The sequence below is a fragment of the Delftia sp. 60 genome (assembly GCF_002754395.1).
In the GTDB taxonomy this organism is placed as follows: Bacteria; Pseudomonadota; Gammaproteobacteria; order Burkholderiales; family Burkholderiaceae_C; genus Comamonas; species Comamonas acidovorans.
On sequence record NZ_PEFD01000001.1, the window covers coordinates 1,958,435 to 1,969,970 of the forward strand.

An 11,536-nucleotide genomic window follows, 5' to 3' on the forward strand; every position below is an offset into this window, starting at 1 on the left:
GCGTGCCCTGTGCATGTTATGCACTCCGGGGCCGGCTGCGCAGGGCCGGCCCCATAGGCGCGTTGGCGCGGTGGGATCAACCTGCGGCGAGGGCGTCGGTGTCGGCGATGGCCTGGCCCAGCGGCATCACCGCCGCGTACTTCTGGGCCATGTCGAACAGGTTGGCCTCGTGCGGGCCCAGGGCGCGGTCGCCGCAGCAGTCGGCCACCACCAGCGGGCGAAAGCCCGACTGCATGGCATCGACCACGCTGGCGCGTACGCAGCCGCTGGTCACGCAGCCGGCCACCAGCAGGGTCTGCACGCCGCGCTGTGCCAGCCAGGGTGCGAGCATGGTGCCGAAGAAGGCCGAGGGCGTGCTCTTGCGCACCACGTATTCGCCAGCGGCCGGGGCCAGCTGGGGCACGATGGCGCTGTTGGGGCTGTCTTCCTTCAGGGTCAGCATGCCGGGCACCTTCAGGCAGAAGATGTTGTGGTCGGCATCGTCGTCCGAGAACACGATGCGGCTGTGCGCCACGGGCCAGCCGCGCTCGCGCGCATGGGCCAGCAGGTGCTGCGTCTGCGCGATGGCTGCGGGGATGTTGCCGCCGCCGAAGACGGCCGGGTCGGCAAAGCCGTTGACGAAGTCGATGATGAGCAGGCCGAACGGGGCCTTGAGCGGCAGCGGCGTGCCGAAGCCCTGGCGCGCGTAGGCAGAGATGTCGCCCTGCACGCCCTCGGTGGGAACGCTCTGCGCGCCGGGGGCCTGGCCGGTGGTTGTCGTGGTCATGCGATGTCCTTTCCTTGCTTGGACCTTTTGGCGGCGCGCGCCAGTCCTTCCTCGTCCTGCACCACGCCGTCAATGACCGTGGGCTTGCCGTCCAGCGCCACCGAGCAGTGGCGCATGGGGATGTCGATGTGGCAGGCCGTGGTGCGGCTGCCCCCGGCCTCGTTGTTGGGGCCCATGGACCACAGGAAGTTGCCCTCGAAGGCGCGGGCGTCCATGCCGATGTGGGTTTCCTTGTTGTAGTGGGCCAGCATGGACCAGTGGGCGCGCGGCTGCAGCCCCCAGCCGATGTGGGAGACGGCGTAGGCCTCGGGGTCCTCGTAGGAGGCCATGTACTCCTTGAGGATGTCGGCCTGCAGGCCGCCGCTGATGCGCGTGACGTAGCCCTTTTCGATGACGAGTTCGATGGGCTCGGTCACGTAGTCCTTCATGGGCAGCAGGATGTCGCCCCGGTCCAGCACCACGCGGCCGTTGCTCTCGCCCTCGTCGGGCCAGGTCAGCACGAAGCCGCTGGGCCAGTGGTCCCAGCGGCCGGGCTGGTCCACGAAGCCGTATTCGCAGATGGCCGGGAAGCTGCCCAGGCGGCAGCGCAGGTCGGTGCCCGCGGCCGAGGTGATGTGCATCTGCCCGGCGGCCTCGATCAGCTTGGATGCTGCCTGCACGCGCGCGCGGTCGCCCTCGGTGGGCACCAGGCGGCACAGCACCTCGGGCGGCTCGACGGCCAGCAGGATCTTGGTGCCGGTCTGCAGGATCTCGTGCTGCTCGGGCGAGAACAGCAGGGTCATCAGGTCCAGCACCAGGTCGCTGGCCTTGAGCGCGGCGATGGCGGCGGGGTTGCCGGTCAGCGGCGTCGTGCCCAGGTAGGCCAGCGAGTCGCGGCTCAGCGATTTTTCGGCGTTGACGGGCGGCAGGTCCAGGCGGTTGACGCGTGCACCCATTTCGCTGGAGGCGGCAATGGCGCAGCGCAGCGTCTGCGGGTGCGTGTCGGCGCCCGTGAGCACGGTGACGGTCTGGCCGGCTTCGAGCCGGGACAGCGTGAGCACCTGCTTCCAGGCGTGGATCAGATCGATATCGCTGACGGACATGGTCGGCTCCTTGGTGTCGCGATGGATGGGAGTGGGCTGCGGTTGGACATTCAGTCCACCCGCGCGCCGAGGAAATCGCCCAGGGCCGAATAGAAGCCGGCCTCGTTGTCCCAGGGAATCATGTGGCCGGCATTGGGCACGCGCACATGCTCGGTCTGGGGTGCCAGGCCTTGCCACTCGGCCACGTCCTCGCTGCGCACCACGTCGCCGCGCTCGGCCGTGACCAGCAGCAGCGGGTGCTGGATGCGGGGCAGGTCGGCATGGATGTCGTCACGGCCGAAGTCCTCGAAGCTCTGCACGATGGCCGGCTCGTGGCAGGTGTGCAGCCACTGGGCGCGCAGCTGGCGCTGCTCTTCGGTCCAGGTGGGGCAGAAGGCGCGCATGGCCTCGGCATCCATGCCCAGCGTGGCCTGGCGGATGGAGTCCACATACCAGGGCAGGGCGGCCGGGTAGGCGCGGCGGCCGGGGCCGGAGACCGGCGGATCGACGATGACCAGGCGCGTGAGCCCCACCGGCTGGCTGCGTGCGGCGCGCACGGCGATGCGTCCGCCCATGGAGTGGCCGACCAGCGCCCAGCGCTGCAGGCCCAGTGCCTGGGCGAAGGCGGCCACGTCGGCGGCCTGGGCATCGAGGCTGTAGTCCAGGCCCGGGCCCGAGGACGACAGGCCGCGCCCGCGCACGTCCAGAACATAGGTGTCGAACTGGCGGCCCAGGTGCTCGGCCACGAAGCCCCAGGTCACGGCCGGGCTGGTGATGCCGGGGATCAGGATGACGGCGTCGCGCTGCGCGCGTTCGCCCTCGGCGCCGCCGTAGCGCAGGTAGTGCTGGCGGATGCCGTTGGCGTGGACGTTGCCGCCGTAGCGGAATGTGCTGGGGGTGGGGGAGTTGGAGTGGCTGGTCATGCGTGTGTTCCTCAGGCCTTGGCTGCGCTGGTGCCGGTGTCGTAGGGATAGGCGCCCGACAGCAGCGCGCCCGCGCCCGGCACCACGGGGTCCAGCCCCAGTTCCTTGAGGATGGCATAGGTGGTGGCGATGGAGGCGGTCAGCACGGGCTTGCCGGTCTGGGCCTCGACCTGGGCCACGGCCGGCAGCGAGGGCATCTGCACGCAGGCCGACAGCACGATCACGTCGGCGTCGGCGTAGTTCATGCCGGCCACGATGCCGGGCAGTTTGGCGGGGTCGTGGCGGCCCACGTCCAGGTTGTCGGGGATCTCCAGCGCGCGCCAGTCCACGATCTCGAAGCCTTCGGCGGCCACGTAGTCCATGACCAGCTGGGTCAGCGGAATCATGTAGGGCGCCACCAGGGCGATCTTCTTGGCGCCCATGACCTTGAGCGCTTCCACCAGCGCGCCGGCGCTGGTGATCACCGGGGCGGTGGCGCCATTGCTGGCCGTGCGCTCGGTCAGGCGCTGCTGCGAGACGCGGTGGTAGCCCTTGCCCATGGCCATGATGGCCACCAGGCAGGCATAGCCCAGCACGTCCACGCGCGCGTCGCTCAGCTCCAGCGCGCAGCGGTCGCTTTCGGCGTCCATCGCGGCCAGCTCCTCCTTCTGGACCTTCTTCATGCGCATGCGGCTGGAGTGGAAGGTGAAGCGGTCCTGCGGGCGCAGCGTGGAGTGGGCCTGCAGCATGGCCGGCACTTCGGTCTCCATGGTGGTGTTGGAGCTGGGGACGATCTGGCCGATGCGGAACGTTTTGGTCATGGACTTGCCTTTGCGAAGTTTCGAGGGTTTCTGATCAGAATCAACTGAGTGTGTACGCTTTATTCTTGCAAAAGACGTGCCGCCTTGCAAATGAGAATTTTCTCGGGGTTTGTACTGATTTGGTGCAGAAATTGCACCAAAAATGGCGAACTTCAATTTATTCTGCCGCCCTATGGTGCATGCGTCGATTTGAAAAATTCAAGCGCATACACCTGAATTAAGTGTTTTGTTGCCTGGCACGCTTCCTGCTCTACACCCTGCAAGGACGCGCCGAAGCAACGGTTGCCCCGTCTGGCTTTCAACATTCCTGCAAGGAGAAAACTGTGTCTCAATCCCCTCGAATCGCCGTTGTCGGCGCCGGTCTCGGCGGGGCTGCAGCTGCCAAGCTGCTGCTCCAGGAAGGCTTCAATGTCCGCGTCTATGAGCAGGCGCCCAGCTTCTCGCGCCTGGGAGCCGGCATCCACGTCGGGCCCAATGTGATGAAGATCCTGCGCCGCATCGGCATCGAGGACGCGCTCAACGAGCAGGGCTCGCATCCCGACTACTGGTACAGCCGCCACTGGCAGACGGGCGACGTGCTGGCCCAGATTCCGCTGGGCGACTACGCCGTCAAGGAATACGGCGCCAGCTACCTGACCGTGCACCGTGGCGACTTCCATGCGCTGCTGGTCGAGGCCCTGCCCGACAGCGTGATGGCCTACGGCAAGTTCCTGACCAAGGTGGAGGACCGCGGCAACGTGGTGGTCATGCACTTTGCGGACGGCACGACCGAGGAGGCGGACATCGTCATCGGCGCCGACGGCGTGAACTCCCGCATCCGCGAGGAACTCCTGGGCCCGGAACTGCCCAAGTACGCGGGCTACCTGGCCCACCGCGCCGTGTTCCCCACGCCCGAGGTCAAGGCCGGCATGCTGCCCTTCGACGCCTGCGTGAAGTGGTGGAGCGATGACCGCCACATGATGACCTACTTCGTCACCGGCAAGGCCGACGAGCTGTACTACGTGACCGGCGTGCCCGTCGAGAAGTGGGATCTCAACGACCGCTGGCTGGAAAGCAGCAAGGAAGAGATGCGCGAGGCCTTCTCGGGCTGGCATCCCACCGTGCAGGCACTGATCGACGCCACCGTGGAAGTGACCAAGTGGTCGCTGCTCGAGCGCGATCCGCTGCCGCTGTGGAGCCGTGGCCGCCTGGTGCTCCTGGGCGATGCCTGCCATCCCATGAAGCCCCACATGGCCCAGGGTGCGGCCATGGCCATCGAGGACGGCGCCATGCTGGCGCGCTGCCTCAAGGAAGTCGGCGCGCACAACCATGAGCTGGCCTTCGCCCTGTACGAAGCCAACCGTGCCGAGCGCGCCAGCAAGGTGCAGCGCATCTCGCACGACAACACCTGGCTGCGCACCAACGAAGATCCGTCCTGGTGCTTCGGCTACGACGTGTTCAACGTGCCCCTGGTCGAGCCCAAGGTCAAGGCAGCGGCCTGATACTCGCTGCCTTGCCGGACGAGGGGAGGGGAGGGAATCCCCCCCTCCTGTCCGGCCGCAGAACGCCGACATCCTGAACCGCAGCCAAGTTGCAAGAGCCTCGTCCCATGGGAACCCCAGTCCATCCAAGCAGTACCCCAGCCCCATCCGCCTGCAGGTCAATGCACGCGCATGCGAGGTGCCGGCAGCGCCCGGGACGGCGCTGCTGCATGTGCTGCGCAATGACCTGGAGCTGAACGGGCCCAAGTACGGCTGCGGCCTGGGCGAATGCGGCGCCTGCACGGTGCTGATCGATGGCGTGGCCGCGCGTTCCTGCGTGATCCCCGTGCGGGCGGCCGTGGGCCGCGAGGTCACCACGCTGGAAGGCCTGGGCTCGCGCCAGTGCCCCGGCCCCACGCAGCAGGCCTTCATCGACTGCCAGGCGGCCCAGTGCGGCTACTGCCTCAACGGCATGATCATGACCGTGGAGGCCCTGCTGCGCCGCAACCCCAATCCCACCGAGCAGGAGCTGCGCAACGAGTTGCACCACAACCTGTGCCGCTGCGGCACGCATGTGGAAATCATGCAGGCCGCCCTGCGCGCCGTGCAGCTGCGTGCGCAACGCGCCGCGCTGCAGGCACCCTCCGGTTTTCCATCTTCCAGCGCGGGCGAGGTCCAGCCATGAGCCCGGCCGGCAACACTCCCGCCCTGCCTTCCGACCTGCTGCACGGCCTGGCGCTGCGCCCGCCCGTTGCGGCCTGGGACGGTCTGCGCTACCGGGGCAGCGTGCCCCTGCATGCACGGCTGCAGGACGCCCAGGCCATGGCCGGCGTGGTGGCTGCGGTGCAGCGCGGGCATTTTCTGGGCGTGGTGGCCGTGGCGCCTGTCCATGCCCGGCAGGCCGCTGCCAGCCTGGCCCCTGCCTGGGACGACCGGCAGGAAGCCAGGGCCGCCAGCGCGCCCCGTGCTGCCGACAGAGCCGACAAGGCTGACAAGGCCGACCTGCCCGATGCCGGCCGCTATGTCTGGCGCATGGTGGCGCCCGTGTCTTGCGAGGGTGCCGCACGCGCAGCCGTGTGGTGCCTGGACGGCCATGCCAGCGTCTGGCTGCCGCCCTGCGACGCCGACGTGCGGCAGATGATCGGCCGTGAACTGGCCGCATTGCTGCAATGCCCCGAGTCCGCGCTGCGGCTGTTCAGCCTGCCGGCCACGGCGGCCGGCACCCCGCATGTGCTGGATCTCATGGACGCAGCGGCCGATGCGGCCCTGCTGTCCCAGGCCGTGGGCCGGCCTGTCAGCGTGGCCTGCGAGGCCTGGACTGCTGCGGGCAGCGCAGACAGCCGGGAGCTGGTGCTGCGCGTGGATGCGCGGCCTTCGCAAGGGCTTGAAGCCGACACGGTGGTGCAGCCTCAGCCGGGCAATGCATCGCCGCAGCCAGACCTGCTGCTGTCCGACACGCCCTGGGCCGTGCGCCCCAGCATGGCGCGCCTGTTGAGCCAGCCCGAGCTGGCGCGCGCCGCGGCCCTGGCCACCGTGCTCGATGCCGGCGAAGTGCATGAACGCAGGCTGGCCGCCAGCCTGCGGCATGCCGGCGTCGATGATCTGAATGCCGCCCAGGTCTTTGCCCGCGAAAGCCACTGGCATGAGCAGGCGCTGGACCAGGGCCGTGATCCGCTGCAATGGCGGCTGCAGCACCTGCCCGAAGGCCCGGTGCGCGATCTGGCCCGGCAGGTGGCCGAGCGTGCGCAGGCATCGCAGCAGGCACCATCCCACCAGGGTGCCGACGGCCGCCTGCTGGGCCGGGGCTTTGCCACCGCCCAGCTGCAGACCCTGGACGCGCAGGGCGCCGACCTCCATGCCTGGAGCGCCTGGGTGGCCGAGGTGGCCGTGCACCCGCAAACGGGCGAGATCGAAGTAACCCGCGTCGTGGCCGGCCATGACAGCCGCAGCCTGCAAGCGGCGCAGGCCGCCAGCACGCGGCCCGAGATCGTCCAGCAGGACCCGCAATTGCTGGCCGATGCGCGCCGGCTGCTGGGCGCGGCCCCCGCTTTTGACGACTGGGCAGGGTCCACAGCTTCCGCTGCTTCTTTCGATGTGATCGCCAAGCCCGGCTCCGACCTGGCGCAGCATGCGCCCGGCGATGTCGCGGTCATCCGCCAGGGCGATCTGGCGCTGGATGGCGTGGCCACGCTGCCCGCCGCCGCCGCCATTGCCAACGCCATTCACCATGCGACAGGCGTGCGCCTGCGCGAAGTGCCCTTCCAGCCAGAGCAACTGCGCCTGGCGCTGGCGGGCGAGGGGGCGGGCAGGCCCGGTGCGGCGCGGCCCGGCCGTGGCTGGGGCTGGCTGGCCGCAGGCGCCGCAGGCCTTGCCGGCATGGCGGCCATGGCCTGGCCGCTGAAGCCGGCCCTGCCGCTGACCGACGGGCCCGACGTTTCCCTGTACTCGCCGCAGGCCCTGGAGCGCGGCCGCCTGGTGGCGGCTGCGGGCGACTGCGTGGTCTGCCACACGGCCCCGGGCGGCGCGGCCAATGCCGGCGGCTTCGGGCTGGAGACGCCGTTCGGCACCATCTACTCCACCAACATCACGCCCGACAACGAAACCGGCATCGGCCGCTGGTCCTACGCGGCCTTCGAGCGTGCCATGCGCCACGGCATCCACCAGGATGGGCGCCAGCTGTATCCGGCCTTCCCGTACACGGCCTTCGCCAAGCTCAGCGATGGCGATCTGCAGGCCCTCTACGGCTACCTGATGTCCCAGCCCGCCGTGAAGGCCAAGGCGCCCGAGACGCAGCTGGCCTTCCCCTACAACCTGCGCCCGGCCATGGCGGGCTGGAACCTGCTGTTCCACGACGCCACGCCCTTCAAGGCCGACCCTGCGCGCAGCGCCGAATGGAACCGGGGCGCCTACCTGGTCGAAGGCGCGGGCCACTGCGCGGCCTGCCACTCGCCGCGCAATGCGCTGGGTGCCGAAAAGACCGGCATCCACTACCTGGGCGGCGGCGAGGCCGAAGGCTGGACGGCGCCCGCGCTCAATCAACTGGCCGGCGGCAAGCTGCCCTGGAGCCGCGAAGAGCTGTACCAGTACCTGCGCACCGGCTTCTCGGCCCGCCATGGCGTGGCAGCCGGCCCCATGGCGCCCGTCATCCACGGCCTGGCCCAGTTGCCCGAAGCCGATGTGCGCGCCATGGCCACCTATCTGATGGAACTGCCGGGCCAGGCCCCACAGGCCGCCCCGGCCATGCCGCCACCGGCGCCGGCCGCCGTGCAGGCGGTGGCGCCTGCGGCCCCACCTGCCAGGGCGCTGGACCGCCACGCCAATGGCGAGCGCATCTACCAGAACGCCTGCGCCGTCTGCCATGAGGCGGGCAGCGGTCCCACATTGTTCGGCGTCAAGCCGCAGCTGGCCCTGAACACCAACCTGCATGCGGCCAGCCCCGACAACCTGGTCCAGGTGATCCTGAACGGCATACAGGCGCCGGCCGACGATGCGCTGGGCTACATGCCCGGCTTCGGGGACAGCCTGGACGACAGGCAGATCGCGGACCTGCTCGGATATTTGCGCGAACGATTTGCACCGGAGGAAAAAGCTTGGCCAGACGACACGAAGACGATTAACCGGCTGCGCATGCAGGCACAGGCGCATGCGCACTGAGGGCGGCAATGGGCAGCAATGGGCGGCGGCAGGGGCGATGCCGCGGATATGGACACCTTGCCCTGGAATCTCTCCAGGGCCTGGGTCCTGACATCTGATGCTGGGGACGGGTGATGGGCAACAACGGACGGCGCTGTCGATGTGCAGCCTGTCCGCAATGCGCCCATCGCCCGGATGCAGAGACCGACATCCGGAAATTTTTCATCGGGCCATGGAGATGGCGCCGAGGGAGCGGTTCGCTCCGGATGTGTGAAGGGTGGAAGGCACGGCAGGAGACGGCAACACAAGCTGAACGGCCTTGCCTGGGAAAAGACAGATTCAACAATTGCGATGGCTAGAAAAGGAGTCCCTGCATGTCATCTACATACATTTCGGTGGAAAAAGGCATCCAGACAGCGGGTGTCGGCAAGTTCCAATATCGGCTGTTCGTCATCTTCGGGCTGGTCTGGCTGGCCGATGCCATGCAGGTGCTGTCCATCGGCTTCAGCGCGCCGTCCATTGCCAAGACCTTCGGCAAGACCGTGCCCGAGGCGTTGCAGACCGGCACCTTCTTCTTCATCGGCATGCTGATCGGCGCCTTCGTCTTCGGCCGCCTGGCCGACCGCATCGGGCGCCGCCCGGTGCTGATGATGGCCGTGGTGATCGATGCCTTTGCGGGCGTGGCCTCGGCCTTTGCGCCCGAGTTCGCCTGGCTGCTGGTGCTGCGCTTCATCACCGGCATCGGCGTGGGCGGCACGCTGCCCGTGGACTACACCATGATGGCCGAGTTCCTGCCCAGCGACCGCCGCGGCCGCTGGCTGGTGCTGCTGGAATCGTTCTGGGCCGTGGGCACCATCTTCCTGGCCATCCTGGCGCTGGTGGCCGTGTCCTGGGGCGACGATGCCTGGCGCGTGATCTTCTTCGTGACCGGACTGCCGGCGCTGATCGGCGTGGTGCTGCGCTTCTACATCCCCGAGTCGCCCATGTTCCTCAACCGCAACGGCAAGTCCGAGGAGGCCCGCAAGGTGCTGCAGCGGGTGGCCAAGGTCAACGGCACCACGGCGGAAATCCCCGCCCTGCAGCCTGAAAAGCAGGAGCGCAAATCCATCCTCGCGCTGTTCAACGGCGACCTGCGCCGCCGCAGCCTCTCGCTGTTCCTGGCCTGGGCGCTGATCTCCATCGCCTACTACGGTGTCTTCGTCTACCTGCCCGTCAAGCTCAGCAGCGAAGGCTTCGCCTTCATGCGCGGCCAGGTCTTCCTGGTGGTGCTGGCCCTGGTGCAACTGCCCGGCTTTGCGCTGTCGGCCTATGGCGTGGAGCGCTGGGGCCGCAAGCCCACGCTGATCGGTTTTTTGCTGCTCAGCGCCGTCGGCTGCATGTTCTACAGCCTGGGCTCGTCGCCCTTCGTGGTCATCGGCTCCACCCTGCTGATGAGCTTCTCGCTGCTGGGCACCTGGGGCGCGCTGTATGCGTTCACCCCCGAGGTCTACCCCACCGACCTGCGTGCCAGCGGCATGGGCATGGCCGGCGCCGTGGCGCGCTTCGGCGGCCTGTTCGCCCCGGCCATCATTGCGCCCATCATGGCCACCCACTTCACCCTGGCCCTGGCCGTGCTGTCCGCCATGCTGGTGGGCGGCGCCCTGTCGATCTGGGCCGTGGATGTGGAATCGCGCAACCGGGCGCTGGATTGACGCCGAGAAAGAACTTCGACTGAAAAAGGCCTGCGCAAGCAGGCCTTTTTTCATGGGGTCCCCAAATGGGGATCAGGCCTTTTTCGAAGGCAGGGCGTGCGGATTGTCCGATTTGCTGGAGAACACCCATGGACTGAAGCTCCTGTGAGCGCAACCGGTCCATGCGACACAATGACTGCTCCTGGCGCAAGCAATTCGCTGCGCCATATTTTCAGCGGATCCTTGTTCTCATGTCATTGAATGGCAGCTATCGCAGGCATGGCCTGGTCGCCACGGCAATCCTGGCTGTGCTCTGCCTTTCAGTGCTGGTCGCTCCCCGAAAGGCGATGGCCAACCAGGAAGAATCAGTGGTTTTGCTCGGCTCGATCCATCGTTCGGTCGGAGAAGGGCAAACCATGGGCTGCGAGAAAATTGCGCTGCGGCCCAAGGATGTCATCCGTTATTTCTCCACGGCAACCGAGGTTTCCTTCTCCACCTTCCACTATGAATCGATCATTCTGCCTTGCGCCTTCAGTGGGAAGCTGCGGCGCAATGGCGTGGTCTATGGGTGGAGCATCAATGCAGCAGGCGCTGGGTATCTCTATCCGGAAGATGGGCGTGAGAATCTGTTTTTTCTTTGCTACAGGTCGTGCGCAAAGGCACTGCCTGGGTTGATGGGGCTTTGACGGCGAGGGCCCAAGCCCTTTGAGATCGCCTGGCAGCCATCCTCATGAAAACAGGGGCTCTTCAATCCGCCTCGCCACCTTCCAGCATCTTCTTGAGCAAAAAATCCAGCGCCAGCCGCTCGGCCGGATTGAGCTTGCCGTAGGTGCTTTCGGTGATCTGCTTGGCGAAGGGCTCCATGTCGCGCACCAGGTCCTGGCCGGCCTCGGTGAGGTTGATGACGACCTTGCGGCGGTCGATGCGGTCATGGTCCACCTGCACCAGTTCGCGCTGCTTGAGCCGGTCCACCACGCCGCGGATGGTGGCCTGGTCGATCACGGTGGCCTTGACGATGTCTGCCAGCGAGCTGCCGCTGTTGTCGCGCACGGAGCACAGCACCACGAATTGCGCAGCCGTGAGCTGCGAGTCGGGAATGTATTGCTGGAAGAGTGCAGTGTGGCGCTGATAGACACGCCGCAGCAGGTGGCCGATCTGGTCTGAAAAATGATAGCCATCCTGTGGCGTCATGGCTGATGGCGGGTGGTTCATGGTGCGTGTGA

10 protein-coding genes are annotated in these 11,536 nt (G+C 67.6%); 5 read left to right on the forward strand and 5 right to left on the reverse strand.

Annotated elements, in window-relative coordinates:
* Window positions 1–76 precede the first annotated feature (76 nt).
* Genes CLV01_RS08860 through CLV01_RS08875 form a run of 4 tightly spaced genes read right to left on the reverse strand, consistent with a single transcriptional unit; the run spans window position 77 to window position 3,550 of the window.
* Window positions 77–766, reverse strand: a complete 690-nt coding sequence (locus CLV01_RS08860) for an N-carbamoylsarcosine amidohydrolase (RefSeq protein ID WP_099734517.1) — start codon at window positions 764–766, stop codon at window positions 77–79.
* A complete protein-coding gene (locus tag CLV01_RS08865; protein WP_012203775.1) occupies window positions 763–1,848 on the reverse strand; it encodes a hypothetical protein in 1,086 nt (361 codons plus the stop codon). The genes CLV01_RS08860 and CLV01_RS08865 overlap by 4 nt, the downstream gene beginning before the upstream one ends.
* A 50-nt stretch (window positions 1,849–1,898) precedes the next feature.
* Complete coding sequence (locus CLV01_RS08870; RefSeq protein ID WP_097203308.1) at window positions 1,899–2,750, reverse strand: alpha/beta fold hydrolase; 852 nt, start codon at window positions 2,748–2,750, stop codon at window positions 1,899–1,901.
* An 11-nt stretch (window positions 2,751–2,761) separates the two neighbouring features.
* Window positions 2,762–3,550, reverse strand: a complete 789-nt coding sequence (locus tag CLV01_RS08875; protein ID WP_012203777.1) for a maleate cis-trans isomerase family protein — start codon at window positions 3,548–3,550, stop codon at window positions 2,762–2,764.
* Window positions 3,551–3,873: 323 nt separating this feature from the next.
* Here CLV01_RS08875 and CLV01_RS08880 point away from each other — a divergent pair, with 323 nt between their 5' ends.
* The 5 genes from CLV01_RS08880 to CLV01_RS08900 all read left to right on the forward strand — a co-directional run bounded on the left by CLV01_RS08880 (window position 3,874) and on the right by CLV01_RS08900 (window position 10,999).
* Entirely contained in the window at window positions 3,874–5,031 is a 1,158-nt protein-coding gene (locus CLV01_RS08880; protein ID WP_012203778.1) for an FAD-dependent monooxygenase, read from the forward strand.
* A 151-nt stretch (window positions 5,032–5,182) separates the two neighbouring features.
* Window positions 5,183–5,695, forward strand: a complete 513-nt coding sequence (locus tag CLV01_RS08885; protein ID WP_099735340.1) for a (2Fe-2S)-binding protein — start codon at window positions 5,183–5,185, stop codon at window positions 5,693–5,695.
* Window positions 5,692–8,664 (forward strand): cytochrome c, encoded by a 2,973-nt coding sequence (locus CLV01_RS08890; protein ID WP_099734516.1) that lies wholly within the window; start codon window positions 5,692–5,694, stop codon window positions 8,662–8,664. Before CLV01_RS08885 ends, CLV01_RS08890 begins: the two co-directional genes overlap by 4 nt.
* A 353-nt stretch (window positions 8,665–9,017) precedes the next feature.
* A complete protein-coding gene (locus CLV01_RS08895) occupies window positions 9,018–10,334 on the forward strand; it encodes an MFS transporter (protein ID WP_012203781.1) in 1,317 nt (438 codons plus the stop codon).
* A 161-nt stretch (window positions 10,335–10,495) separates the two neighbouring features.
* The gene (locus CLV01_RS08900) at window positions 10,496–10,999 is read left to right on the forward strand and encodes a hypothetical protein (RefSeq protein ID WP_143290087.1); all 504 of its coding nucleotides are present in this window, start codon (window positions 10,496–10,498) and stop codon (window positions 10,997–10,999) included.
* 61 nt (window positions 11,000–11,060) lie between these two features.
* Here CLV01_RS08900 and CLV01_RS08905 read toward each other — a convergent pair whose 3' ends face one another.
* Window positions 11,061–11,504, reverse strand: a complete 444-nt coding sequence (locus CLV01_RS08905) for a MarR family winged helix-turn-helix transcriptional regulator (RefSeq protein WP_016449026.1) — start codon at window positions 11,502–11,504, stop codon at window positions 11,061–11,063.
* Window positions 11,505–11,536: the final 32 nt, after the last annotated feature.

Coding starts and splice junctions, on each gene's coding strand:
- CLV01_RS08860 (WP_099734517.1), bottom strand. CDS start 766: ATGACCACGACAACCACCGGCCAGGCCCCCGGCGCGCAGAGCGTTCCC.
- CLV01_RS08865 (WP_012203775.1), bottom strand. CDS start 1,848: ATGTCCGTCAGCGATATCGATCTGATCCACGCCTGGAAGCAGGTGCTC.
- CLV01_RS08870 (WP_097203308.1), bottom strand. CDS start 2,750: ATGACCAGCCACTCCAACTCCCCCACCCCCAGCACATTCCGCTACGGC.
- CLV01_RS08875 (WP_012203777.1), bottom strand. CDS start 3,550: ATGACCAAAACGTTCCGCATCGGCCAGATCGTCCCCAGCTCCAACACC.
- CLV01_RS08890 (WP_099734516.1), top strand. CDS start 5,692: ATGAGCCCGGCCGGCAACACTCCCGCCCTGCCTTCCGACCTGCTGCAC.
- CLV01_RS08895 (WP_012203781.1), top strand. CDS start 9,018: ATGTCATCTACATACATTTCGGTGGAAAAAGGCATCCAGACAGCGGGT.
- CLV01_RS08900 (WP_143290087.1), top strand. CDS start 10,496: ATGCGACACAATGACTGCTCCTGGCGCAAGCAATTCGCTGCGCCATAT.
- CLV01_RS08905 (WP_016449026.1), bottom strand. CDS start 11,504: ATGACGCCACAGGATGGCTATCATTTTTCAGACCAGATCGGCCACCTG.